Genomic DNA, 23623 nt, shown 5'->3' on the forward strand with positions numbered 1-23623 from the left:
CTGTTCATGGCTCGCGGTGGCAGGCGACGCCGCCCGCCGTCGACGGTGCCCGACAGCGGCCTGACCGGCCCGGTCGACATCCCGGAGCCCGAACCCGAAGCCCTCCCGAAAGACCTGAAGTCCCGGCTCAACCGCATGTGGGTCAACATCGCGGGCACGGTCCGCGGCCTGCCGAAGGTCGCGAAGCTGACCTGGCAGGCAAGCCCACCGCTGACCATCGTGATCACCCTGGTGACGCTGCTTTCCGGTCTCCTCCCGACGGCGACCGCGTACGTGGCGAAGCTGCTGATCGACTCGGTGGTCGCGGCGATCCAGGGACACGGGACGAAGAACGCGATCGTCGGTGTCGCCCTCTTCCAGTTCGGCATCCTCGTGCTCACCGCGATTTCGCAGGCGCTGACCACCTACGGCCAATCCCTGCTGCAGGAACGGATGACGCTGACCATCCGCCACCAGGTGATGGACCACGCGAGCAAGCTGCACCTCTCGTACTTCGAGGGTTCCGCGTCCTACGACATGCTGCGCCAAGCCGCGCAGGAAGCGCCGACGCGGCCGCTGTCGATGATGAACTCGGCGCTGGGCTTGATCCGGACGCTGATCACCTTCAGCAGCATGATCGCGCTGCTCGTCTCGATCAGTCCGCTGCTGGCGCTCGTCGCGCTCGTGGCGCCGATCCCCGCGTTCATCTCCCAGTCGAAGTACGGCGCCCGCGCGTTCTGGCTGACCCTGATGATGTCCCCGCTGAAACGGCGGATGGATTATCTGTCCTCTTTGGTCACCACGGACACGTACGCCAAGGAGACCAAGCTCTTCGGGCTCGGTCCGTACTTCGTCGACCGGTTCCAGCGCCTCGGCCAGGTCTTCTACGACCGGCAGCGCACACTGACCCGCAAGCGGAGTGTCAGCTCGACGTCATGGGGCTTGCTCAGCACCGCCGCCGGATCCGCGATCGCGCTGTACATCGCGCTGGAGGCCGTCGGCGGCAGGCTCACCCTCGGCGATCTCGCGCTGTACACGGCCGCCGCGGCGTCGGTGCAGACATCCGTCCAAGGGTTGTTCACCGCGTTTTCCGGGATGTACGAGAACAATCTCTACCTCGACACGCTGTACCGATTTCTCGGGACGAAACCGGAGATCGTCGCGCCACCGGAGCCCCGCCCTCTTCCGTCCACTGTGGAGGGTCACATTCGGTTCGAGGAAGTGTCGTTCACCTATCCCGGGGCGGCCGACCCCGCTCTCGACGGCGTGAGCTTCGAAATCCGGCCGGGCGAGACGGTCGCCGTCGTCGGCCGCAACGGCGCCGGGAAGTCGACACTGTTCAAACTGCTGTGCCGGCTGTACGACCCGACGGGCGGGCGGATCCTGCTCGACGACGTCGACATCCGCGAGTACGACCCGGTGGAACTGCGGCGGCGGATCAGCGCGATGTTCCAGGACTACGTGACGTATCAGGGCACCGCGGCCGAGAACATCGGGCTCGGCGACCTGACCCATCTCGTCGACCGGGAACGGATCGAGACGTCGGCGAAACGGGCCGGAGCCGACGAGCGGATCGAGCGCCTGCCCAGCGGCTACGACACCCCGCTCGGCCGCTGGTTCGACCAGGGCGTCAGCCTGTCCGGTGGTGAATGGCAGAAGATCGCGCTGTCCAGGGCGTTCCTGCGGGAAGCGCCGATCCTGATCCTCGACGAGCCCACCTCCGCCCTCGACGCGCAGGCCGAGCACGACCTCTTCTCGAGGCTTCGGGAGCTTTCGGAGGGGCGCACGACGCTGTACATCTCGCACCGGTTCTCCACCGTCCGGCAGGCGGAGCGGATTCTGTTGCTGGAACACGGAAAGGTCGCCGAATACGGGACACACGACGAGCTGATGGCCGCGAAGGCGGGCTATGCCGACCTGTTCACCTTGCAGGCCGCCGCGTATCTCGACGAAGCGTGACCATGCGGCGGATCATGGTCGTCGGGTGCAGCGGCGCCGGGAAGTCGACGTTCTCGCGACGGCTCGGCGCCGCGCTCGGCCTGCCGGTCACCCATCTCGACCGGCTCTACTGGCGGCCGGGATGGACGCCGGCGCCGGACGCCGAGTTCCACGCCGCGCAGCAGGAGATCATCGAATCCGATGCCTGGGTGATCGACGGCAACTACGGAGGGTCGATGCACCTCCGGCTCCCGCGAGCCGACACGATTATCTTTCTCGACTACCCGCGCCGCGTCTGCCTACGGCGAGTGCTCGTGCGGTGCCTGCGCGAATACGGGCAGGACAAGCAGGCTCCCGGCTGCCCCGAAAGGCTGGATCTGGAGTTCTATACCTACGTCTGGCGCTGGCCGAAGCACCATCGCGACCGGACCGTGCGGCGGATCGCGGAGCAGGGGGCGCACGCGCGACGGATCGTGCTGAGCAGTCCACGCGAGGCGGAGGATTTCCTTAGCCGGATCGGTTGACCGGGGGTTGGGAGCAAAACGGGCAAGCCGTACGTTGTCCCAGTATGGCTGTCGCGTTCCTGCTCTATGTCGTCGCCGAGATCGCCGCCGTGTGGGCGGTGGGCTCGGCCGTTGGCGTCCTCGGCACGATCGCGCTGCTCTTCGCCGGCGCGTTCGTCGGGTCCTGGCTCGCACGCCGTGAAGGCGGCCGCGCCTTCCGGGCGTTCGCCGAGTCCGCGCGGCTCGGGCGACCGGCCGACGCGGAGAAGGAACTCACCGACGGGATGCTCATCGGGCTCGGCGGCCTGCTGATCCTGCTGCCCGGGTTCGTCAGCGACGTCATCGGCCTGCTGTTCATCCTGCCGCCGACGCGGAGCGTCGCGCGCAAGGTCTGGCAGAAGCGGATGGCGCGCCGGGCGGTCAAGTTCGCCAACCGCACACGCGGGCCGGTGATGGTCGTGGACAGCGAGGTCGTCGTGGACACACCGCCCGCGGAGGCCGCCAAGAAGCAGCCGCCGGTGATCGAGGGCCGCATCGTCGAGGGCTGAGCCCTCAGCTTCGCCACTACACAGCTAGTGGCGAAGCTAGGACGGCGACATGCTCTACGACGAACCTTGTCGCACGAGGCTTGTCGGTCCCGACCGGCGGTCGCCGGTACGCGCACTACACCCTTGCCGAGGATGTGGCACCCGCTTCCACCGACGCCCCGTCGCCTCCCAGGCGCCGCGCCGATCGACGCGAAGAAATCCTTGACGCGCTGGGCGACGGCGAGGCGACGCGTGCCGATCTGGTGGCGTCGACCGGACTGCAACGATGACAAGATGGCTGAGCGTCCTGCTCCGGCAGGGACTGATCGAAGCGACGGAGAAGAATCTGCGGAGTCCCAACGTCCGCTATCGCCGCACGACTCAGCGAACCTTCGACGACCCGCGGTGGCGGGCGGAGCGAAGGCGTAACTCACGTCCTCACGCACGCGAGTTACGTCTTCAAGCACGCGAGACTCGTGTCTGATCACGCGAGTTACGTGCCGCGTCACCCCAGGGTCACCTCACCTGAACGCGCTACCTTTGCCTTACTCCTCGATAACCGTCCTTACCACTCACGAGGCGGGCTTCGGGATGTCGAAATACCCGCTGAACCGCACGGCCGGCGCGTACTCGCCCTTGACCTTCACCTTGCCCGTCACGAACATCGCCGCCACCGCCGCGTTGCCGGTGGCCATCCGGATGAAGTCGTCGACGGACAGCGTGATGGTGGTGTCCGGAGTACGCGCGAGATCGGTGCTGGAAACGCAGACGCCGTCTTCGATGACCGTTTGAAAACGATCGAAACCGTCTTCTCCGTCACCGTCGGTGAAACGCCACGCGACGACGAAGTCGACATGCCGCGCGCGTTCCGGAACGAAATGATCCGACATTCTGCGGAAAATCTCGTCGAGGAAAGCCGAACGCAGTTCCGGATGATCGGAGATGGCCTTGAGCTGCTCCCGCGACGCTCGTTGCACGACGTCGACGAGCACCTCGGTCTCCAGTGAGCTCAACTCGATGCCCGCGCCGGTTTCACCCAGCATGTGCAGGGTTTCCAGCACCTGGGTGAACTGCTCGGGGGTCAGTTTGGCGAGCTCGAGTTTCTCCGCGAAGGCGTTGACGACATGCTCGCCACCGGTGCGCGTTTTGTGCGGCCTCGACGGACGGGAAAGGCGTACCTTGTCCCGCCAGCGCCGGTTCGGAGAATTTCGGGGCACGGCACGGAAGTGTATCTGCTCGGCCGGGTTCAGGAAGGCTTCGGCAGGTCGAAGAAACCGATCAGACCGGCCGCGAATGCCAGGTCACCTTTTACTTTGATCTTTCCGGTGACGAATAGCACAGCGGGCGTCGCCTGATGGGTGATGAGCCGGAAGAAATCGACGGGCGCTATCGTGATCGTCACCCTCGGTTTCTCCCTCATGTCCCGGCTCACCGTGCATTCGCCGTGCGAGATCACCGTCTCGTAGCGGTCGTACCCGCCGTCGCCGGTGCCGCCGGACAGCCGCCAGTGCACCACGGCGTGCAGGGTCTTCGCGCGGTCCTGCCGGATGTGGGCGCCCATGCGGTCGAAGATCTCGCGCAGCACGCGCTCCCGCAGCGGCCGTTCGGCGACGACGCTCTCGAGTTGGGTTCGCGAGGCGCGCGCGACGAGGTTCGCGAAGCGGGCCGGGTCCACCTTGCGGAGGTCGAACGCGGGCGCGGACTCGGCGAGCCGCCCCAGGGCGCTCAGCAGCCGCCGGACGTCGTCCTTGCCGAGGTCCTTCGGGTCGATGGCGCCCGCGACCTCGTTGACGTCGAGAGAGTGCGCCTCGGCGGAATCCGGCTCGATCCGCTCCAACGCGTCGACCAGCGCGCGGCCGGTCAGCCCCACGATCTCGGTCATCTTCCCTCCAGTTCCGCCTACCCGAGCGTAAGGCTACCCGCGAGTAGGTAGGCGGGCAAGCGTGCCGAAATCACCCTCGCCGGTGGTGGCCCGGTAGCGTCTTACGCGAACTAATGGGAGGTCCTGAGTGTCCGAGGAAGTACCGCGTCCCGCCGAACGCGCCAAACGGCTGCCGAGAGCGGTGCGGGAACGCCAGATCCTGGACGCGGCGGTCTCGGTGTTCTCGCGCTACGGCTATCACTCCGCGTCGATGGACGAGATCTCCGAGGTCGCCGGCGTGTCCAAGCCGATGATCTACACCTATCTCGGCTCGAAGGAAGACCTCTTCGGCGCGTGCATCCGCCGCGAAGCCACCCGCCTGCTGGAGGCGGTGCAGGACGGGATCAAACCCGATCTGCCGCCCGACATGCAGCTTTGGCACGGGCTCCGCGCGTTCTACCGGTTCGTCGCCGACTACCGCGAGTCCTGGACGGTGCTGCACCGCCAGGCCATGACCGTCGGCGGCGCCTTCGCCGCGGAGATCACCGACATGCGCACCCGCGCGATCGAGCTGGTCGCCGCGCTGGTCGTCTCCGCGGGCACCCGCAAGGGCCTCGGCGAACAGGCCGAGTTCTCCGGCGCCGGGCTGTCCGCCGCACTGGTCGGGGCGGCCGAGTCGCTGGCCGACTGGGCACTCGACCACCCCGACGTCTCCGACGGCGTGCTCGCCTCGTGGCTGATGAACCTGGTGTGGCTCGGGTTCAACGACCTCGTCGAGGGCGAGATCTGGAAGCCGTCAGAGAGCGGCGACTGAGCCCTCCAGGTGCGGCTTCGGCTTGCGCGCGTTCCACAGCTCGAACGCCCAGCCGTCGCCCTCACTCCAGGTGGTGAAAGCGGCCTTCGCGGGCAGCAGGACCGGTTGCTTGAACCTGACGTCGACGGTGAACGCCTCCGGGAGCCTGCCCTCGAACGCCGCGAGCGCGTGCGCCTTCGTCCACATGCCGTGCGCGATCGCGGCCGGGAAGCCGAACGCCTTCGCGGTGATCGGGTGCAGGTGGATCGGGTTGCGGTCGCCGGAGACCTCGGCGTAGCGACGACCGATGTCGCCGGGCACGTGCCAGATCGCGTTGGCCGACGGCTGGGAGAGCTGACCGCGCGAGGTCTTCTCGCCGCTGCCGCCACCACGGCGCAGGTACGTGCTGACGTCCGTCCACACAGGACTGTCGCTGACCAGCAGCTCGCTGACGACGTCGAACTGCCTGCCCTTCTCGTGCGGGCGCAGATCCTCGGCGCGCACGCGGAGGGTGAACGATTCGTCGAGCCGTAGCTGCCGGTGCTGGGTGATCCGGTTCGCGACGTGCACCATGCCCAGCAACGGGAACGGGAAGTCGGCCTCGGTCATCAGCGCCATCTGCAACGGGAACGCGAGGATATGCGGATACGTCGCCGGGAGCACGTCGTCGAGCCGGAATCCGCACACCTGGTTGTACGCGGCGAGGTGCGCCGGGTCGACGACGACGCCCTCGCGGACGAACTCGGTGCCCGGCAGCGTGTTCCCACCGCTCTTGCGCAGCGAGCCGAGCAACGCCTTGGGGTACAGCGAAGACAGGCTCGGCGACTCGTGGAGTTCCTTGACGGCCATGCTCACGCCCCCAGCAGTGCCTGGCCGCAGACGCGGACCACGTTGCCGTTGACCGCCGCCGAAGCCGGGTTGGCGTACCAGGCGATCGTCTCGGCGACGTCGACCGGGAGCCCGCCCTGGCCGAGGCTGGACAGCCGCCGCCCGGCCTCGCGGATGAACAGCGGGACGGCGGCGGTCATCTTGGTCTCGATGAAACCGGGCGCGACGGCGTTGATCGTGCCGCCATACTCCGCGAGCTTCGGCGCACCGTCGTTCACCATCCCGATGACGCCCGCCTTGCTGGTGGCGTAGTTGGTCTGGCCGACGTTGCCCGCGATGCCGGCGATCGAGGAGACACCGATGATGCGGCCGTTGTCGTGCAACACCTTGTCGGCGATGAGCTTCTCGTTCACCGCGAGCTGCGACGCGAGGTTGACCGCGATGACCGAGTCCCAGCCGCCTTCGGTCATGTTGCCGAGCGTCTTGTCCCGCGTGATACCCGCGTTGTGCACGACGATGTCGACGCCGCCGTGGCGCGTGGTCAGGTACTCGGCGAGCTTCTCCGGCGCGTCGGCGGCGGTGATGTCCAGCTGCAGCGACGAGCCGCCGACCTTGTTGGCCACCTTGGACAGGTCCGCGCCCTGCGCGGGGATGTCGAGCGCGACGACGTGGGCGCCGTCGCGGCCCAGCACCTCGGCGATGGCGGCGCCGATACCGCGGGAAGCGCCGGTGACCAGGGCGACCTTGCCTTCGAGGGGTTTCGTCCAGTCGGCCGGGGCGGAGGCGGTCTTGGCCTCGGTGCCGACGCGGATGACCTGGGCGTCGACGAAGGCGGACTTCGCCGACAGCAGGAACCGGAGCGTGGACTCAGTGGCCTCTTCGGCTCCTTCGGCGACGTATACGAGCTGGGCGGTCGCGCCGCGCTTCAGTTCCTTACCGACGGAGCGCACAAAGCCTTCGAGCGCGCGCTGCGCGATCCGCTCGTGCCCTTCGACCAGCTCCGGCGGCGTTCCGAGGACCACGACGCGGCCCGACGGCCCGACGCTCCGGATCACCGGGTGGAAGAAGTTGTAGACCTCGCGAAGCTGCTTCGGGTCCTTCACGCCTGTCGCGTCGAAGACGAGCGCGGCGTGCTTGTCGGCCGCCGTCGAGAGGACCTCGATGCCCGCGCGGTGCAGCTGCGCCTCGATCACCTTTTCGAGACGACCGCCCGGCGCGGCGCCCAGAAGTGCGGGACCCTCGAGAGGGGGCTGACCGGGCTTGTACCGGCGGAGCGTGGCGGGATTCGGCAGGCCGAGCTTCGGCACCACGAATTTCCCTACCGGGCTCTTCGTGAACTGCTGGTACCTGTCAGCCATTACGTGCCTCCCGTGCAGTTTGCGTCACGTCGCATTCTAACCTACTCGCTAGTAGGTTACAGTGTGAGAGAGCCTACGGAGGAGTGGAAAAAATGGCCACGAAAAGGACGGCACCCGTGCGCAAGGTCGCGATCATCGGCGGTAACCGGATCCCCTTCGCCCGCTCGAACGGCCCGTACGCGAAAGCGTCGAACCAGGACATGTTCACGGCCGCCCTCGACGGCCTGGTCAGCCGCTTCTCCCTGCAGGACGAGGTGATCGGCGAGGTCGCCGCCGGCGCCGTGCTCAAGCACGCCCGCGACTTCAACCTCGCCCGCGAAAGCGTCCTCGGCAGCAGGCTGAACCCCGCCACCCCGGCCTCCGACGTGCAGATGGCCTGCGGCACCGGCCTCCAGGCGATCATCAACGTCGCCAACAAGATCGCCCTCGGCCAGATCGACTCGGCCATCGCGGGCGGCGTCGACACCACGTCCGACGCGCCGCTGGCGGTCAACGACGATCTGCGCCAGATCCTCGTGCAGCTCAACGCCGCGAAGACGCTGCCCGAGCGGTTGAAGCTCGCCGCGAAGCTGCGCCCCGGCCACATCGTCCCCGAGATCCCGCGTAACTCCGAGCCGCGCACCGGCCTGTCCATGGGCGAGCACGCGGCGCTGACCGCGAAGGTCTGGGAGATCACCCGCGAGGCGCAGGACGAGCTCGCCGCGACCAGCCACCAGCGCCTCGGCGCCGCGTACGACAAGGGCTTCTTCGACGACCTGGTGACGCCGTACCTGAAGCTGGCGCGCGACCAGAACCTGCGGCCGGACTCCAGCGTCGAGAAGCTCGCGAAACTGAAGCCCGCTTTCGGTGGTCCCGAGGGCACGATGACCGCGGGCAACTCGACGCCGCTGTCCGACGGCGCGTCGACGGTCCTGCTCGCGACCGAGCAGTGGGCGAAGGCGCGGAAGCTGCCGGTGCTGGCGTACCTGACGTTCTCGCAGACCGCGGCCGTCGACTACGTCCACGGCGACGAGGGCCTGCTGATGGCGCCCGCGTACGCCGTCCCGCAGATGCTCACGCGCGCCGGGCTCACCTTGCAGGACTTCGACTTCTACGAGATCCACGAGGCCTTCGCGTCGCAGGTGCTCGCCACCCTCAAGGCGTGGGAGGACCCGGCGTTCGCCAAGGAGAAGCTGGGCCTCGACGAGCCGCTCGGCTCCATCGATCGGGCGAAGCTGAACGTCAACGGTTCTTCGCTGGCGGCCGGGCACCCGTTCGCGGCGACCGGTGGCCGTATCGTCGCCACGCTCGCGAAGCTGTTGAACGAGAAGGGATCCGGCCGCGGACTCATCTCGATCTGCGCCGCGGGCGGCCAGGGCGTCACCGCGATCCTGGAGAAATAGCCCGTTCGCCTGGAGCGGATCCGGGAAAAACCCCGGTGCCTTTGTCGGTGCCGGGGTCTAGTTTGACCGCATGTTCGCAGTTCAGGCGAAAGCGCTGGTCAAGACCTACGGATCCACCCGAGCGCTCGACGGGGTCGATCTGTCGATCCCGAAGGGCAAGGTGCTGGGCCTCCTGGGGCCCAACGGTGCCGGCAAGACGACGACGGTCCGCATCCTGACCACGCTGCTCCGCCCGGATTCGGGCGAGGCGGAGGTGGCCGGGCACGACGTGCTGGCCCATCCCGACGCCGTCCGGCGGTCGATCGGGCTTTCCGGGCAGTACGCCGCCGTGGACGAGAACCTCACCGGGTTCGAGAACCTGTACATGGTCGGCAGGCTGTACGGGAGCAAGAAGGCCGCGGCGAAATCCCGCGCGCGCGAGCTGCTCGCCCGGTTCCGGCTGGAGGACGCGGCGGATCGTCCCGCCAAGACGTACTCCGGCGGTATGCGGCGACGGCTCGACCTCGCGGGCGCGCTGGTCGCCGAACCGACCGTGGTGATCCTCGACGAGCCGACCACCGGGCTCGATCCGCGCGGCCGGATCGACACCTGGGAGGTCATCAAGGAGCTCGTCGCCGACGGCACGACGGTGCTGCTGACCACGCAGTATCTGGAGGAGGCCGATCAGCTCGCCGACTCGATCGTGGTGATCGACAAGGGGAAGGTCATCGCGCGCGGCACCGCCGACGAGCTCAAGCAGGAGATCGGCGGCGAGCGGCTGGAACTCGTCGTGGCGAACGCGAGCGACCTCGCCATGACCACCCAGGTGCTGACCGAGGTCGGCTCGGGGACACCGTCGGTCGACGAGCACACCCGCAAGGTCGACGTCCTGGTCGAGGGCGGGCCGAAGGCGTTGATCGAGGCACTGCGGCGGCTGGACGGCCACGGCGTCGCCATTCAGGACGTCGCGCTGCACCGGCCGACGCTCGACGACGTCTTCCTTTCGCTGACAGGACACGCCACGGACGAGGGGGAGAAAAAGTGAGCGCGGTCGCGAAGGCCTTTTCCGACGGTGGCGTGATCACCTGGCGGAACCTGAAGAACGTCCAGCGCAACCCGGACTGGCTGATGGCGGCCACCCTGCAGCCGATCATGTTCGTGCTGCTGTTCGCGTACGTCTTCGGCGACGCGATCGGCGGGGAAGCGGGCGGGCTCGCGTATCGCGAGTTCCTGATCGCGGGCATCTTCGCGCAGACGGTCGCGTTCAACTCGGCCTTCACCGTGATCGGGTTCGCGAACGACCTGCAGAAGGGCATCATCGACCGGTTCCGTTCGCTGCCGATCTCCCGGCTCGCGGTGATCTTCGGCCGGACGACGTCGGATCTGGTGATCAGCGTGGTCGCCCTCATCGTCATGTCGCTCTGCGGCCTGCTCGTCGGCTGGCGGATCCGCGGCAGCTTCCTCGACGCGGTGCTCGGCTACCTGGTGATGCTGATGTTCGCGTGGGCGCTGTCCTGGGTCGGCGCGTGGATCGGGCTCGTCGCGCGCAGCGTCGAGGTCGCGCAGAGCGCCGGGCTGATGTGGATGTTCCCGCTGAGCTTCATCTCGACGGCGTTCGTCCCGGCGGACAAGCTGCCGGGCGTGCTGAAGGCCATCGCCGACTGGAACCCGTTCACCGCGGTGATCAACTCGGCTCGTGACCTGTTCGGGAACCGCTTCGGTGCGGCGCCGACGGGCTGGCCCGCCGAGCACGCTTCGCTGTACGCGATCCTGTGCTGCGTCGCCATCATCGCGATCTTCGCGCCGCTCGCGACGGCCCAGTACAAGAAGGTCGCGAGCCGCTAGAAAAACTTCTGAACGAAATGTCGAACCGCCGTCGAGCCGCTCGACGCGTCGGTGAAGGCGGGGTAGAAACAGCCCCGCCAAGACACTGAGGAGCAGCGATGCGGTTTCTGATGATGCACCGGCTCGACGAGAGCGCCCCGGAAGCCTGGAACCCGAGCAAGGAGTTCATCGAGAAGATGGGCGCCTTCATCGAGGACTCGTTCGAGAAGGGCATCCTGATCACGGCGGAGGGCGTGCACCCTTCGGAGAAGGGCGCGAAGGTCCGCAAGGCGCGCGGCGGCAAGATCACCGCGACCGACGGCCCGTTCACCGAGGCCAAGGAGGTCATCGGCGGGTTCGCGCTGATCAACGCCAAGGACCTGGCCGAGGCCGTCTCGTTCGCCGAGTCCTACGCCGCGTTGTTCGACGAGATCGAGGTCGAGGTGCGGACGGTCGTCGAGGAAGAGGACATCGCCGCCCTCACCTCGTGACCCCGCGCGTTTAGTCCTCTGGATGCGAGGCGCATCCAGAGGACTAAATGCGGGACTTCAGCTGGTGAGACGCTTCTCGGCCTTCTTCGCCAGCTTCTCGGCGCGCTTCTCCGTCTTGACGGCGGCCCGCTTCGCGCGCCAGCCGAGCGACGGCTTGCCGGCGGTGTCGGCGGCGGCGAGCAGCAGTCCACCGGCGAGACCGGCGTTCTTGATGAACTGGATCTGCTGCTGCTGGCGCTCGGCCGGTTCGTTGATCTCCCAGAACCGGTGCGCGGCCAGCGTCGTCGGCACGAGGCTGCCGAGCAGCAGCAGCGAGGCCAGGCGCGGCGCCTTGCCCGCGGCGAGCGCGACCCCGGCCCCGACCTTCACCGCGGCGTCGATCCGGACGAGGGTGGCGGGGTCGCGCGGCACCGACTCCGGCACCACGCCCTCCAGCTTGTCGAAGGACTGGGTGAGGAACGGCTCCGCGGCTTTGGCGTGCCCCTGGGTGTCCCTCAGCGCGCCGATCCCACCGGAGATGAAGATCGCGGCGAGAAGCGGACGTGCGACGCGACGGAGAATCACGGTCGTAACCTTTCTGATCCGGACCCGGGAAACAAACCTAACCCCAGTCTTCCCGCCCGCCACGTCGCCGAACCGCGCTAACGGTGTATGCCGGAATATTTCTCTGATACTAGATAGAGCTAGATTCCCCTAGCGGGCTCGATACGCCTTGGGCAGCTTGAACCCGCGGGCCGCCGCGACCTCCCGCAGCCGGTCCGGGTAGTCGGTGATGATGCCGTCGACGCCGTCGTCGATGAGCTTGTGCATGGTGGCCGGGTCGTTGATCGTCCAGGGCACGACCTTGATCCCGGCCCGGTGCGCCTCGGTGACCAGGGCCTTCGTGGTGAACGGCCGGTAGTCGGGGTCGCCGACCTTGCCGCCCTGCGGGTTGCCGTGCACCGGCGATAGCGCCTTCGCGCCGAACGACTTCACCGCGCGGACAGGGCTGCCGCCGAAGTCGTCGATGTCGATCCCGCCGAGCCACGGCGACTTGCCCGGCTGCCCGACCTGCAGGAACTCGGGCTGGGTCAGCGCGACCGTCGGGAGCCAGGGCGCGACCTCGCGGAAGCGCATCAGCGCGCCCCAGTCGAAGCTCTGGATCGAGACGTTGTGCGCGAACCCGCCGCGCACGATCTCGCGCACCGCCCGCTGGACGAACTGCTCACGCGGCGCCGTCTCGTGCGGCGCGGCGGCCTCGACCTTGGTCTCGATGTTGAACTTGATGCCCCAGGCGCGGTGGTCCCTTGCCAGCTGGAACAGCTCGGCGAGCGTCGGCATCTTGGCCCCGGGGGAGAGCGTCTGGCCGGGATGCGCGGGCTGCCGGATCGAACCGCAGTCCAGCGTGCGGACCTGCGCGAACGTCAGGTCCTTCACGTACTTGCCGACGTACGGGTACGCCGGGTCACCGGGCGTCGCCGGCGCGGTGTCGCGGCATTTCGCGGGTGTCGTCTTGCGGTCGTGGGTGATCACCTCGCGACCGTCCTTGGTGATCTGGAGGTCGAGTTCGAGCGTGGTCACCCCCAGCTCCATCGCCTTGCCGAACGACGCGAGCGTGCTCTCGACCGTGAGGCCGAGCCCGCCGCGGTGGGCCTGGATGTCGAAGGCGCGACGCGGATGCGCGTCGGCGACCCCGGCCGTCGTCAAGGTCAGCGCAGCGGCGATGACCAGCGCGAATGTCTTCATTCGTGAACCATGCCACGGTCGGGTGAACTTCGATTGACTTTGACGCAACGTCAACCTCTACCTTCGTGGACATGCCGAACGAGAAGGAGTGGTCGATCCAGGACATCGCCCGCTCGGCCGGGACCACGAGCCGCACGTTGCGCCACTACGGCGACATCGGGCTGCTCGAACCGAGCCGGGTGGGGAGCAACGGATACCGCTACTACGACCAGGACGCGCTGGTGCGGCTGCAACGGATCCTGCTGCTTCGCGAACTCGGGCTGAGCCTGCCCGCGATCGCCGAAGTCCTCGAAGGGGAGCAGGACACGACAGCGGCGCTGCGCACGCACCTGAAGTGGCTGGAGCAGGAGCGACAGCGGCTCGGACGGCAGATCGAATCGGTCAGGACGACCTTGAAGAAGACAGAAAGAGGTGAACAGCTGATGGCAACGGAAGTGTTCGACGGCTTCGACCACACGAAGTACGAGAAGGAGGTCACCGAACGCTGGGGCGCCGACGCCTACAAGCAGGGCGACCAGTGGTGGAAGTCGCTGAGCGCCGAGGACAAGAAGGCGCACCAGCAGGAGCAGAAGGACATCGCCGCCGCTTTCGGTGAGGCCCGCGCCAAGGGTCTGCCCGCCGACGGCGACGAGGCCCAGGCGATCACGCAGCGGCTGTACGAGTGGCTCCGGCCGGCCGTGCGGGCCGTGTCGAAGGGCTACTTCGCCGGACTCGGGCAGTTGTACGTCGACGACCCGCGCTACGGGCAGTACGACGAGAAGCACGGCGCGGGCACCGCGGAGTACATCCGTGACGCAATGGCGGTCTACGCCGAGCGCAACCTGCGCGACTAGGAACGAGGGACGGGGCTGCAGACCCGTCCACTCGGCGTAACCCGTCGCGACACGCCTATCCCTCTATGGCGGAATATCGGGTCCACGCTAGAAACGCCGATAGCGTGTGAGAGTGGATCCCATCCGCAACCCCTTCGCCCCGGGCGCCGGTCAACGGCCGCCCGAGCTGGCAGGCCGCGTGCGCGAGCTCCAGGCCTTCGAGGTCGTGCTCGAACGGGTCGCCCGCGGGAGACCTGAACGCAGCCTGATGCTGACCGGACTGCGTGGCGTGGGGAAGACCGTGCTGCTGGGCGAACTGCGCTCGCGGGCCATCAAGCACGGCTGGGGCGCGGGCAAGATCGAGGCCCGTCCGGACACCGAACTCAGGCGGCCGCTGTCGGCCGCGCTGCACCGCGCGATCCGCGACCTCGCCGTGCGCCATCGCGCGCCGGACCGGGTCGAGCAGGTGCTCGGCGTGCTCAAGGCGTTCGCGCTGCGCGCCAACAAACCGGACGCGAAGCTCCGTGACCGCTGGCAACCGGGTATCGACGTGCCCGCCGCTCAGGGCCGTGCGGATTCGGGCGACATCGAGATCGACCTGGTCGAGCTGTTCACGGAGGTCGCGGAGCTGGCGGCCGACGTCGGCACCGGGGTCGCGCTGCTGATCGACGAAATCCAGGATCTGCTGCCGGAGGACGTTTCCGCGCTCTGCGCCGCCTGCCACGAACTCTCGCAGTCCGGGGCGCCGTTGGTCGTGGTCGGCGCGGGGCTGCCGCACGTGCCCGCCGTCCTTTCGGCGTCGAAGTCGTACTCGGAACGCCTCTTCCGCTACGCGCGGATCGACAGGCTGGAGCGCGAAGACGCCGACCTCGCGGTCATGGCGCCCATCGAGCGCGAAGACGCGGGCATCGAGCCGGAGGCGCTGGACGCCCTGTTCGACGCGTCGGGCGGATATCCGTACTTCATCCAGGCCTACGGCAAGGCCGCCTGGGATGCCGCGCCGGCGGATCCGATCACCGTGAAGGACGTGCAGGTCGCGGCACCGGAGGCCGAATCGGAGCTCGCGGTCGGCTTCTTCGGCTCCCGCTACGAGCGGGCGACGCCGGCCGAACGCGAGTACCTGCTCGCGATGGCCGAGCTGACCCAGGGCCGGGACGAGTCCGCCGGTACCGCCGATGTGGCCGTCTACCTGGGGCGGAAGCCTTCGTCACTGTCTCCGGCGCGGGACAGCCTGATGAAGAAGGGCCTGGTGTACTCCGCCGAACGCGGGCACATCGCCTTCACCGTCCCGCACTTCGGCCACTACCTGCTCGGCCGGGACTAAGCCTCTCTCAGGCTTTATGGCGTAAATCCTAGAAAGCGGTAGAGACTTCTATCGAGGCTTTGTCATGCCCTCGGCGTTACCAAGAAGTGACCGGCGCCACCAAATCTCTCCGGTTTTACGCTCTTGTTGCCGATGATTCATCGGCAGGTGTGCCAAGTCACCGGATAATCGTTGGCGTCCTTGTGAAAAAGGGTGCATACTAGAAGCACAGCCACGAAGACGCAAGATCTACTCCCAAGGGGATGACAAAAACCGATGAACAACATCGCCGCCAAGCTCCGTGCCCGTCGCGCCGAGGCTCGCACTCGCCGGGCCCTGAACCGGGCGATCGACACCGCGGCCACCGCGACCGTTCGTCAGGAGCTCATCGCTATCTCCCAGGCGCGTCACACGCACATGCGCTGACCCGACTACAACCGTTGTGGGTGTCGCTCGTTCGAGTGACCTACGACACATAGTGCGTGAGGTGTAACGCCGCGGAACGTGGCGTCGATACCCACTACGACCCCGTGATGCTGGCGGACCCCCGACCTGGCAGCATCACGGGGTTTCCATATGTCCACCCCCCCCCGGAAAGTTTCTTGCCTTCACCGCTTCGCGGGGTAACACTTGACCCAGTCAACGAATCTGTTGAGGTGGTCAAATGAATCGATCCGCGGACCGGGTGGCGACCGTCCGGGCCTTCAACCGCCTGTACACCGGCGTGATCGGCGTCCTCGACGAAGGACCGGCCGACGCCGAGTACTCCCTGAGCGAAGCCAGGGTCATCTTCGAACTCGCGCAGCAGGATTCGACCCAGGTCGCCGACCTGCGCAAACGTCTCGACCTCGACGCCGGGTACGCGAGCAGGCTGCTCGCGAGGCTCGAAGGGCGAGGTCTCCTCACCCGCGAACGCAGCGACGAGGACGCACGCCGTCAGATCGTCCGGCTGACCGAGGACGGCCGCAAGGCCTTCACCGTCCTCGACCAACGGTCGGTGGGCCGGATCGGCTCGCTGCTCGGCAAGTTTGGCGAAGACGAGCAGAAACGGCTGCTCGGCGCCATGGACACGATCACCTCGCTGGTCGGTGAGCGCGCCTCGGATGCCGCGCTGGTCCTGCGCCCACCCCGGCCGGGTGACTTCGGCTGGGTCGTCCATCGCCACGGTGCCCTCTACTCCCGCGAGTACGGCTGGGACGAACGCTTCGAAGCACTCGTCGCCCGCGTCGTCGCGGAGTACGTCGACAGGCGCGGGGACCCGCGCCAAGCGGGCTGGATCGCCGAACTCGACGGCGAGCGCGTCGGCAGCGTCTTCTGCATGCCCGCCGAAGACGGCACCACCGCGAAGCTGCGGATGCTGCTCCTGGAACCGGCCGCGCGAGGGCGTGGCGTCGGGAAACGCCTGGTCGCCGAATGCGTCGAGTTCGCGAGGGCCTCCGGTTACCAGGCGATGGAACTCTGGACGGTCTCGTTGCTGGAGGCGGCGCGGGCGATCTACCGGAAGGCCGGCTTCCAGCTGGTGAGCGAGGAGACGATCACGGGCTTCGGTTACGAGCTGACCGGGCAGACCTGGCGGCTGGAGCTGTGAGGTGTTCGTCGTCTACTGCCCCACCTGCGACCGCCGGTCCGTGGTCGGGGTCGGCTCGATCGATTTCGTCGACGACCTGACGCCGGGCATGATCTCCGTTTCCGGTCGCTGCCCGGACGGCCACTACGCCGTCCTCCTGACCGGGAAGGCCTTCGCACCCCACGAACCCTGCGTGCGCGAGGTCCGGCAAGTGTTGAAGCGCCGACGTCGCCGGACCAGGCTGAGTGTCTGGTTCGCGCGTCAACGGGAGCTGCACGACCGGCTCTTCCGCTACTGATGTCGATTTGCCGCGGGCTCGTTCGTCTAGGGACCATCGATTCCCCAGGGAGGACACCATGCCCCCCTACATCGGATTCATCCGCTCGACGACCGACTCGCACGACCACCTCGGCCCCGACGAAGCGCAACGCGTGCTCGAGAGCTACCTGGCCTGGGCTGACGAACGCACCAAGGAGGGCCGCTTCATCGGCGGAGGCGGGCTGTCGAGGAGCGGCCGCGTGCTGCGCGGGTCTGGCGGTGAGGTCGGCGCGACGGACGGGCCGCACACCGAGGCCACCGAGATCGTCGGCGGCTACCAGGTGATCGAAGCCGCGGACCTCGATCAGGCGGAGAAGATCTTCGCGACGCATCCGCATCTGGCGTTCGGGCCGATCGAGGTGCGCAAGGTCGGCGAACGCGGTTGTGAGGACTGATGCGCCCGGCCGGCGTGGTGGAGCATTTGTTCCGGCACAGTGCCGGGCGGATCGTCGCCACGCTGGCCAGGGCGCTCGGCCCCGAACGGCTGGACCTGGCCGAAGAGGCCGTCGCCGACGCGCTGGAACAGGCGCTGCGCACTTGGCCTCAGTGCGGCGTTCCGGACAATCCGCAGGGCTGGTTGTTCCGAGCCGCACGTAATCGGGCGATGGACGTCGTCCGGCGCGAACAGACCCTGCGCACCCTGCTGCCGCGGCTCGTGGAGCTCGACGGGCACGGAGCCGGCGGGGGCACGGACGACGAACTCGTGCTGATGTTGCTGTGTTGCCATCCCGCGCTGCCGACGGTCTCGCAGGTGGCGCTGACGTTGAAGACCGTCGGCGGGCTCGGGGTGAACGAGATCGCGGCGGCCCTGCTGACGAAACCGGCGACGGTGGCGCAGCGGCTCGTGCGGGCGAAGAAGTGGTTGCGGGAGTCGGGGAAGCCGCTTTCCCTGCCGGTGCCGGAAGCGCTGGAGTCCAGAGTGGACAGTGTGCTGGCCGTGCTCTACCTGCTGTTCAACGAGGGATACGACGCGACGACCGGAGAGGTCGCGGTGCGCGGCGAACTGTGCGGGGAGGCGATTCGGCTGGGGCGGCTGCTGCTGGCCGAGCCGAAGACGGATCTGCCGAGGGTGCGGGCGCTGGTCGCGCTGATGCTGTTGCAGGGGAGCAGGCTGCCCGCGCGGGTCGACTCCGACGGTGACCTGCTGCTGCTCGATCAGCAGGACCGGGACCGCTGGGACCACGCGATGATCGCCGAAGGGACGCGGCTGTTCGAACGGGCGTGCACCGGGCCTGAGATGTCGGCGTACCACGTCGAGGCGGCGATCGCGCTGTGCCACAGCACGGCTTCGCCGCCGGACTGGCGCCGGATCGTCGGCCTGTACGACGATCTGCTGCCGCTGCGGCCGTCCCCGGTGGCGCGGCTGAACCGCGCGATCGCGCTTTCGATGGTGGACGGCGCCGTCGCCGGGATCGCCGAACTCGAAGCCATCGAGGCCGACCTGCCGGACTACACGCTGCTGCCCGCCGTCCTCGGCGCCCTGTGGCTGCGGGCAGGCGACCCGGCGCGAGCCGCGGAGCACTACCGACGAGCGCTCGCGCTGCCCTGCTCGGAACCGCGACGCCGCTTCCTCACCCGGCGCCTGAGGGCCTGCACGGCAACTCGCTGACCAGCACTTTTTCTTTGCCCAGCGCGTACCCCACCCCCCACCACTCCCAGGGGGGCGCGCCCCGCACCAGCGTATCGGGAGGGGGTGTCGCGGGGCTGGGTTCGGAGGGATTCGGGGGCGAGTTGTCCACAATGGCGAGTGGGTGTGGACAACTCGGCGCAAGGGGTGCGCGGGGCGGCGGTGGGCGTGTTGCGAAAGCCACTTTCGCAACGTTGAAGGTTGCGAAAGTGGCTTTCGCAACGCGTCGGCGCCCCGAAAGCGAAGGCAGCGACATCGAAGACATCCGCAGTTCACGCGGGCAGGGTTACCTGGGGGAGTGAACTGGACGGCGTACGTCGACGGCTACTGCGAACGCCTCGCCCCCGGCCTCTGGGGCGAGCCGCTCAACAGCCTCAGCAACCTCGCGTTCCTGATCGCGGCGATCGCCGTCTGGCGGCGACCGAAAGGCCGCGTGTTCGCCGTCCTGATCGGACTGGTGTTCCTCGGCAGCACGACGTTCCACCTACTCGCCACCCGCTGGTCCGCGGCGGCCGACACCGGCTTCATCCTGGTGTTCGTCCTGTACTACGCCGCCGTGTTCCCGCGCGTGTTCTTCGGCATCAGCCGACGGCTGGCCTGGCTCGGGATCCCCGTTTTTCTCGCCTTCACGGCCGTCGTCGCGTCGCTGGGCGGCGGGCTGTACCTCTCGGCGTTGATCGGGCTCGTGATCTTCGCGATCGTCCTCCGGGGCGAAGACCGGCGCAGATTCGCCGTGGCCGCCGGTGTCTTCGGGGTGTCCCTGTCGTTCCGCACGGCCGATCACACGGTCTGCGGGAACTTCCCCGCCGGAACGCATTTCCTCTGGCATCTGCTGAACGGCCTCGTCCTCTACCTGGCGGCGACCGCGGCCACGAGAAAGGCCGCGTCCCGGCAGGACGCGGCCCCTTCCGTCACCAGTGACTAGTGGACGCCGATTTCGCGGAGCCCCTTGTCGTGCTCGTCGGCGTGGTAGTCCTCGGCCTCGGTGTCGTCCGTGCCGTTGAAGACCTTCAGCTGCCGCGCGATCACCGTGAAGATCACGGCGATCAACAGGTTCGCGATCAGTGCCACGAAACCGACGTAGATCTGCAGCTGCGAACCGCTGAGCGGGTGCCAGCCGAAGATCGACAGATCGCCGAGCTTCAGCGCCGAGCCACCGAAATGCGCCTTGCCGGTCGCCGGGTTGGGGATGTTGTAGAGCATGACCAGACCCCAGCCGATACCGACCACCCAGCCGGCGATCAGGCCCCAGCGGTGGAACCACCGCGTGTAGAGCGAGATCGCGACCGCGGGCAACGTCTGCAGGATCAGCACGCCACCGATGAGCTGCAGGTCGATCGAGAACTGCGGGTCGATGAACAGGATGAACGCCACCGCGCCGAACTTCACGATCAGCGAAGCGAGCTTGGCCTGCTTCGCTTCCTCGCCCGGTGTCGCGTTCTTCTTGATGTACTCCTTGTAGATGTTGCGCGTCCACAGGTTGGCCGCCGCGATCGACATGATCGCCGCGGGCACCAGCGCGCCGATGCCGATCGCGGCGAACGCGATCCCGGCGAACCAGGACGAGAACTGCGTGTCGAACAGCACCGGGACGACGGTGTTCGTGTCGGGCTTGCCGGTCGCGTTGTTGGTGATCGGCGAGACCGACGCGCTGATCGCGACGTAGCCGAGCAGCGCCAGCAGGCCGAGGACCAGCGAGTACGCCGGGAGCGCGACCATGTTCCGCTTGATCACGCTGCGGCCGCGCGAGGCGAGCACGCTGGTGAGCGAGTGCGGGTACAGGAACAGCGCGAGCGCCGAACCGAGCGCCAGCGTGGCGTACTGCAACTGGTTGTTGGCGTTGAGCAGGATGCCGTCCGCCTGCGACGGCGTCTTGTCGAACTTCGCGTCGGCCGCGTCGAAGATCGCCGACCAGCCGCCGAGCTTCGAGGGCAGGTAGATGATCGCCACGATGATCACGAGGTAGATCAGGATGTCCTTGACGAACGCGATCAGCGCGGGCGCGCGAAGACCCGACTGGTAGGTGTAGACCGCCAGGATGATGAAGGCGACCAGCAGCGGCAGGTGACCGACGATGCCGGAGCCGTTGATGCCCATGGTCCGCAGCACCGCTTCGAGGCCGACGAGCTGCAGCGCGATGTACGGCATCGTCGCGACGATGCCGGTGATCGCGATCAGCAGCGCCAGCGTCGGCGAACCGAACCGGCCACGGACGAAGTCGGCGGGCGTGACGTAGCCGCGGACGCGCGAGACCGACCACATGCGCAGCGCCGGCATCAACACGATCGGGTAGACGATGATCGTGTACGGCAGCGCGAACAGGCCCATCGCGCCGGCGCTGAACATCAGCGCGGGGACGGCGACGAACGTGTAGGCCGTGTAGAGGTCACCGCCGAGCAGGAACCAGGTGATCCACGAGCCGAACTTGCGGCCGCCGAGACCCCATTCGTCCAGGTGGTCGAGGGTGTTGCCGGCCTTCCAGCGCGACGCGACGAAGCCGAGCACGGTGACCACCGCGAAGAGGATCGTGAAGATGATCAGCTCTGGCCATTGGATAGTGGTCACTTGACGTCCCCCTCGTCGAGCTCGTCCACGGACAGCCGGTCGGGACGCTCACTGGTCGGCTTGTCCTTGGTCATCACGAAGACGATCCAGGTGCACAGGACGCCGACCGCCACGAACACGAATTGGAACCAGTAGAAGAACGGCATCCCGAACAGCCGGGGACCGTCCGAATTGAACAAGGACGTGATCAGCACCAGCAACGGGATGATCAACAGGAGGTTCCAGGGGCTGAACTGGAAACCCCTCACCTTCCCGTCTGCCTTACCTGACGCCATCGGACCTCACCTAACGTTCCCGTACCCCCGGATGGTCCCGATGACCCTAGAACCTCTCCCCCGCCCGGGTCACGCCTGCCCGATATCGATTTGATCAGCGACGCCCCATACGACGAAGGGCGGTTGCCGTCGGAGTCGTCGCCGGATATCAATAGCCGCAGTCGCGAACAGGAACTTCGCACGCAAGATCAAAGGGGCATCGGATGAAGAAACTCCGCTATGCGGTGGTGATCCCGGCTGTCGCCGGCACCATGCTGGCCGGGTTCACGCCTGCGTTCGCAGGACCGGAGGCTGCCGGGCAGCAGCCGCTGAACTCCACCAACATTCCGGCGAAGTACGCGGACCAGAAGCTGGACTGGCACAAATGCACCGCCAGTGAGCTGCCGTCCGCGCCGCCTCCGGGGGCCGAGAACATCGAGTGTGCGACGTACCGCGCGCCGCGTAACTGGTACAAGACGAACGAGAACATCGACCTGACGATCGCCGTCAGCCGCCTCGCCGCCACCAGTGGCAAGGCGACGGCCAGCGTCATCACGAACCCGGGCGGCCCCGGCGCTCCGGGCCGTAACTTCCCGGCTCGCCTGCGTAACCAGACGAAGCTCCGCGCGAACCAGGAGATCATCGGTCTCGACCCGCGCGGCACCGGCAAGAGCACGAACATCACCTGCGGCAACGCGATCGGTACCGGCTCGGACCTCGACCCGCGCGACCGCAGCCGGGCGAACCTCAACCTGATCCTGGACGCCACCAAGTACGCGGCGGACTCCTGCCAGGTGAAGTCCGGCGAGCTGGGCCCGCTCATCAACACCGCGCAGACCATCCGGGACATCGACCTGCTGCGGGTCCTGCTGGGCCGCGACAAGATCAACTGGGTCGGCTACTCGGCGGGCACCTGGATGGGCGCGCACTACGCGCAGCAGTTCCCCACCCGGACCGGCCGCTTCCTGCTCGACTCCGCGACCGAGTTCACCACCACCTGGCAGAACTCGTTCGACTGGCAGCCGCTCGGCTTCGAGCGCCGCTGGCGTCAGGACTTCCTGCCGTGGATCGGCAAGTACGACAAGGTCTACGGCTTCGGCAAGACCGGTGAAGCCGCGCGCCAGACCTACGAGAAGGTCCGCTTCGCGCTGACCCAGAACCCGGTCGAGGTGGACGGCGTCCCGGTTTCGGCCAACGCCCTCGACTCGACCATCGCGTCGTACCTCTACTCGAAGCGCAACTTCACCGCGCTGGCCGACTACCTGGTCAACCTGAAGACCCTGACCGAGGGCACCTCGACGCAGCAGCAGAAGGCCGCGGCCGCGCAGAAGGTCAAGGCGGAGACGGTGGACGGTGACGGCGTCATCGGCCCGCAGCCGCTGTTCGTCCCGACCGACGGCGACTCCTACAACGCCAGCTTCTGGTCCATCCCCTGCAACGAGGGCCCGTGGTACGGCAACCGGAACAGCGTGATCCGGCAGTCGCAGAAGCTGATCGACCGTGATCTGCCGCTGCTCGGCGCCGGCTGGCTGATCCAGCCGTGCATCTTCTGGAAGAACAAGCCGGTCGACCTGCCGAAGCTCGACGGCCGCGGTGTCCCGCCGGTGCTGATCGTCCAGTCGGTGAACGACCCGGCGACCCCGCTCGAGGGCGCGACCCGTGCGCACCGCGCGTTCGCCGGCTCCCGGATGATCACCGTGACCGGTGAGGGTGACCACGGTATCTACGCCGGCGGCAACGCGGGTGTGGACAAGGTCGTGGAGGACTACCTCGTCGACGGCAAGGTGCCGAACGACCAGAGCCTCCCCGGACTCCCACTTCCGGTGCCCGCGGGCGCCTGAAGCCACTAGGGATTGTGGCCCCGTCGAGTTCCGGCTCGGCGGGGCCCTTTCTTTGGAGTTGTCCACGACCTGTGCACAGAGTTGTCCACAGGCTGGGGGTAACTCGGTGGGGACAACTCCGCGGCCGCATGTGGCTGGGTGGACGGCA

At 67.7% G+C, this 23623-nt stretch carries 25 protein-coding genes; 17 read left to right on the forward strand and 8 right to left on the reverse strand.

The window, feature by feature from the left end; all coding sequences use genetic code 11:
* The first annotated feature begins 6 nt into the window (after window positions 1-6).
* Genes ACFVM3_RS03380 through ACFVM3_RS03390 form a run of 3 tightly spaced genes read left to right on the forward strand, consistent with a single transcriptional unit; the run spans window position 7 to window position 2968 of the window.
* Window positions 7-1938, forward strand: a complete 1932-nt coding sequence (locus ACFVM3_RS03380) for an ABC transporter ATP-binding protein (RefSeq protein ID WP_378435129.1) — start codon at window positions 7-9, stop codon at window positions 1936-1938.
* Between the two features lie 2 nt (window positions 1939-1940).
* Window positions 1941-2441: a DNA topology modulation protein FlaR gene (locus ACFVM3_RS03385; protein WP_378435131.1), complete on the forward strand. Its 501-nt coding sequence runs from the start codon at window positions 1941-1943 to the stop codon at window positions 2439-2441.
* Window positions 2442-2485: 44 nt separating this feature from the next.
* Window positions 2486-2968 carry an FxsA family protein gene (locus ACFVM3_RS03390; protein WP_340687195.1) on the forward strand — a complete coding sequence of 161 codons (483 nt, stop codon included), beginning with the start codon at window positions 2486-2488 and terminating at the stop codon, window positions 2966-2968.
* Between the two features lie 551 nt (window positions 2969-3519).
* Here the strand turns inward: ACFVM3_RS03390 and ACFVM3_RS03395 are convergent.
* Window positions 3520-4164, reverse strand: a complete 645-nt coding sequence (locus tag ACFVM3_RS03395; RefSeq protein WP_378435133.1) for an SCP2 sterol-binding domain-containing protein — start codon at window positions 4162-4164, stop codon at window positions 3520-3522.
* Window positions 4165-4193: 29 nt separating this feature from the next.
* Window positions 4194-4829: an SCP2 sterol-binding domain-containing protein gene (locus ACFVM3_RS03400; RefSeq protein WP_378435135.1), complete on the reverse strand. Its 636-nt coding sequence runs from the start codon at window positions 4827-4829 to the stop codon at window positions 4194-4196.
* 127 nt (window positions 4830-4956) lie between these two features.
* Here ACFVM3_RS03400 and ACFVM3_RS03405 point away from each other — a divergent pair, with 127 nt between their 5' ends.
* Window positions 4957-5622, forward strand: a complete 666-nt coding sequence (locus ACFVM3_RS03405; protein ID WP_378435136.1) for a TetR/AcrR family transcriptional regulator — start codon at window positions 4957-4959, stop codon at window positions 5620-5622.
* Here the strand turns inward: ACFVM3_RS03405 and ACFVM3_RS03410 are convergent.
* Together ACFVM3_RS03410 and ACFVM3_RS03415 are read right to left on the reverse strand one after the other, a co-directional pair.
* A complete protein-coding gene (locus tag ACFVM3_RS03410) occupies window positions 5605-6450 on the reverse strand; it encodes a MaoC family dehydratase (RefSeq protein WP_378435138.1) in 846 nt (281 codons plus the stop codon). The genes ACFVM3_RS03405 and ACFVM3_RS03410 overlap by 18 nt on opposite strands.
* Window positions 6451-6452: 2 nt before the next feature.
* Window positions 6453-7787, reverse strand: a complete 1335-nt coding sequence (locus ACFVM3_RS03415) for a 3-oxoacyl-ACP reductase (RefSeq protein WP_378435139.1) — start codon at window positions 7785-7787, stop codon at window positions 6453-6455.
* Window positions 7788-7879: 92 nt separating this feature from the next.
* Here ACFVM3_RS03415 and ACFVM3_RS03420 point away from each other — a divergent pair, with 92 nt between their 5' ends.
* The 4 genes from ACFVM3_RS03420 (at window position 7880) to ACFVM3_RS03435 (ending at window position 11463) form a co-directional block, all read left to right on the forward strand.
* Window positions 7880-9169 (forward strand): acetyl-CoA C-acetyltransferase, encoded by a 1290-nt coding sequence (locus tag ACFVM3_RS03420; protein WP_378435141.1) that lies wholly within the window; start codon window positions 7880-7882, stop codon window positions 9167-9169.
* Between the two features lie 70 nt (window positions 9170-9239).
* Entirely contained in the window at window positions 9240-10193 is a 954-nt protein-coding gene (locus ACFVM3_RS03425; protein ID WP_378435143.1) for an ATP-binding cassette domain-containing protein, read from the forward strand.
* Window positions 10190-10993 carry an ABC transporter permease gene (locus tag ACFVM3_RS03430; RefSeq protein WP_034314193.1) on the forward strand — a complete coding sequence of 268 codons (804 nt, stop codon included), beginning with the start codon at window positions 10190-10192 and terminating at the stop codon, window positions 10991-10993. Before ACFVM3_RS03425 ends, ACFVM3_RS03430 begins: the two co-directional genes overlap by 4 nt.
* A gap of 98 nt (window positions 10994-11091) precedes the next feature.
* A complete protein-coding gene (locus ACFVM3_RS03435) occupies window positions 11092-11463 on the forward strand; it encodes a YciI family protein (protein WP_378435145.1) in 372 nt (123 codons plus the stop codon).
* A gap of 57 nt (window positions 11464-11520) precedes the next feature.
* Here the strand turns inward: ACFVM3_RS03435 and ACFVM3_RS03440 are convergent, their stop codons facing one another.
* Entirely contained in the window at window positions 11521-12027 is a 507-nt protein-coding gene (locus tag ACFVM3_RS03440) for a DoxX family membrane protein (RefSeq protein WP_378435147.1), read from the reverse strand.
* A 129-nt stretch (window positions 12028-12156) separates the two neighbouring features.
* Complete coding sequence (locus ACFVM3_RS03445; RefSeq protein WP_378435149.1) at window positions 12157-13188, reverse strand: glycerophosphodiester phosphodiesterase family protein; 1032 nt, start codon at window positions 13186-13188, stop codon at window positions 12157-12159.
* Between the two features lie 71 nt (window positions 13189-13259).
* Here ACFVM3_RS03445 and ACFVM3_RS03450 point away from each other — a divergent pair, with 71 nt between their 5' ends.
* From ACFVM3_RS03450 to ACFVM3_RS03485, 8 genes are all read left to right on the forward strand, one after another.
* Window positions 13260-14021, forward strand: a complete 762-nt coding sequence (locus ACFVM3_RS03450; RefSeq protein ID WP_378435151.1) for a MerR family transcriptional regulator — start codon at window positions 13260-13262, stop codon at window positions 14019-14021.
* A 112-nt stretch (window positions 14022-14133) separates the two neighbouring features.
* On the forward strand, window positions 14134-15324 hold the full coding sequence (locus ACFVM3_RS03455) for an ATP-binding protein (protein ID WP_007032375.1): 1191 nt from the start codon (window positions 14134-14136) through the stop codon (window positions 15322-15324).
* Window positions 15325-15579: 255 nt separating this feature from the next.
* A complete protein-coding gene (locus tag ACFVM3_RS03460) occupies window positions 15580-15729 on the forward strand; it encodes a hypothetical protein (protein ID WP_007032374.1) in 150 nt (49 codons plus the stop codon).
* Window positions 15730-15967: 238 nt separating this feature from the next.
* Complete coding sequence (locus ACFVM3_RS03465; protein ID WP_378435152.1) at window positions 15968-16891, forward strand: GNAT family N-acetyltransferase; 924 nt, start codon at window positions 15968-15970, stop codon at window positions 16889-16891.
* Window position 16892: 1 nt separating this feature from the next.
* Window positions 16893-17168, forward strand: coding sequence for a hypothetical protein (locus ACFVM3_RS03470; RefSeq protein WP_378435153.1), 276 nt, complete (start codon window positions 16893-16895; stop codon window positions 17166-17168).
* Window positions 17169-17226: 58 nt separating this feature from the next.
* Window positions 17227-17583 (forward strand): YciI family protein, encoded by a 357-nt coding sequence (locus tag ACFVM3_RS03475; RefSeq protein WP_378435155.1) that lies wholly within the window; start codon window positions 17227-17229, stop codon window positions 17581-17583.
* The gene (locus ACFVM3_RS03480) at window positions 17583-18797 is read left to right on the forward strand and encodes an RNA polymerase sigma factor (protein ID WP_378435157.1); all 1215 of its coding nucleotides are present in this window, start codon (window positions 17583-17585) and stop codon (window positions 18795-18797) included. Before ACFVM3_RS03475 ends, ACFVM3_RS03480 begins: the two co-directional genes overlap by 1 nt.
* Before the next feature lie 316 nt (window positions 18798-19113).
* The gene (locus ACFVM3_RS03485) at window positions 19114-19740 is read left to right on the forward strand and encodes a hypothetical protein (RefSeq protein WP_378435159.1); all 627 of its coding nucleotides are present in this window, start codon (window positions 19114-19116) and stop codon (window positions 19738-19740) included.
* Here ACFVM3_RS03485 and mctP read toward each other — a convergent pair.
* Both mctP and ACFVM3_RS03495 read right to left on the reverse strand, forming a co-directional pair.
* Window positions 19737-21380 (reverse strand): monocarboxylate uptake permease MctP, encoded by a 1644-nt coding sequence (gene mctP / locus ACFVM3_RS03490; protein ID WP_378435161.1) that lies wholly within the window; start codon window positions 21378-21380, stop codon window positions 19737-19739. The genes ACFVM3_RS03485 and mctP overlap by 4 nt on opposite strands.
* Window positions 21377-21655: a DUF3311 domain-containing protein gene (locus ACFVM3_RS03495; RefSeq protein WP_378435163.1), complete on the reverse strand. Its 279-nt coding sequence runs from the start codon at window positions 21653-21655 to the stop codon at window positions 21377-21379. Before ACFVM3_RS03495 ends, mctP begins: the two co-directional genes overlap by 4 nt.
* 203 nt (window positions 21656-21858) lie before the next feature.
* Between ACFVM3_RS03495 and ACFVM3_RS03500 the strand changes: the two genes are divergently transcribed.
* A complete protein-coding gene (locus ACFVM3_RS03500) occupies window positions 21859-23475 on the forward strand; it encodes an alpha/beta hydrolase (protein ID WP_378435165.1) in 1617 nt (538 codons plus the stop codon).
* The last annotated feature ends 148 nt before the right edge of the window (window positions 23476-23623 follow it).

Source organism: Amycolatopsis sp. NPDC057786 (assembly GCF_042797905.1).
GTDB lineage: Bacteria > Actinomycetota > Actinomycetes > Mycobacteriales > Pseudonocardiaceae > Amycolatopsis.

What these genes read in the sequence shown, in the direction of transcription:
- ACFVM3_RS03380 (WP_378435129.1), top strand. Translation starts at nt 7, where the DNA reads ATGGCTCGCGGTGGCAGGCGACGCCGCCCGCCGTCGACGGTGCCCGAC.
- ACFVM3_RS03385 (WP_378435131.1), top strand. Translation starts at nt 1,941, where the DNA reads ATGCGGCGGATCATGGTCGTCGGGTGCAGCGGCGCCGGGAAGTCGACG.
- ACFVM3_RS03390 (WP_340687195.1), top strand. Translation starts at nt 2,486, where the DNA reads ATGGCTGTCGCGTTCCTGCTCTATGTCGTCGCCGAGATCGCCGCCGTG.
- ACFVM3_RS03400 (WP_378435135.1), bottom strand. Translation starts at nt 4,829, where the DNA reads ATGACCGAGATCGTGGGGCTGACCGGCCGCGCGCTGGTCGACGCGTTG.
- ACFVM3_RS03410 (WP_378435138.1), bottom strand. Translation starts at nt 6,450, where the DNA reads ATGGCCGTCAAGGAACTCCACGAGTCGCCGAGCCTGTCTTCGCTGTAC.
- ACFVM3_RS03415 (WP_378435139.1), bottom strand. Translation starts at nt 7,787, where the DNA reads ATGGCTGACAGGTACCAGCAGTTCACGAAGAGCCCGGTAGGGAAATTC.
- ACFVM3_RS03420 (WP_378435141.1), top strand. Translation starts at nt 7,880, where the DNA reads ATGGCCACGAAAAGGACGGCACCCGTGCGCAAGGTCGCGATCATCGGC.
- ACFVM3_RS03425 (WP_378435143.1), top strand. Translation starts at nt 9,240, where the DNA reads ATGTTCGCAGTTCAGGCGAAAGCGCTGGTCAAGACCTACGGATCCACC.
- ACFVM3_RS03435 (WP_378435145.1), top strand. Translation starts at nt 11,092, where the DNA reads ATGCGGTTTCTGATGATGCACCGGCTCGACGAGAGCGCCCCGGAAGCC.
- ACFVM3_RS03445 (WP_378435149.1), bottom strand. Translation starts at nt 13,188, where the DNA reads ATGAAGACATTCGCGCTGGTCATCGCCGCTGCGCTGACCTTGACGACG.
- ACFVM3_RS03450 (WP_378435151.1), top strand. Translation starts at nt 13,260, where the DNA reads ATGCCGAACGAGAAGGAGTGGTCGATCCAGGACATCGCCCGCTCGGCC.
- ACFVM3_RS03460 (WP_007032374.1), top strand. Translation starts at nt 15,580, where the DNA reads ATGAACAACATCGCCGCCAAGCTCCGTGCCCGTCGCGCCGAGGCTCGC.
- ACFVM3_RS03465 (WP_378435152.1), top strand. Translation starts at nt 15,968, where the DNA reads ATGAATCGATCCGCGGACCGGGTGGCGACCGTCCGGGCCTTCAACCGC.
- ACFVM3_RS03475 (WP_378435155.1), top strand. Translation starts at nt 17,227, where the DNA reads ATGCCCCCCTACATCGGATTCATCCGCTCGACGACCGACTCGCACGAC.
- ACFVM3_RS03480 (WP_378435157.1), top strand. Translation starts at nt 17,583, where the DNA reads ATGCGCCCGGCCGGCGTGGTGGAGCATTTGTTCCGGCACAGTGCCGGG.
- ACFVM3_RS03495 (WP_378435163.1), bottom strand. Translation starts at nt 21,655, where the DNA reads ATGGCGTCAGGTAAGGCAGACGGGAAGGTGAGGGGTTTCCAGTTCAGC.
- ACFVM3_RS03500 (WP_378435165.1), top strand. Translation starts at nt 21,859, where the DNA reads ATGAAGAAACTCCGCTATGCGGTGGTGATCCCGGCTGTCGCCGGCACC.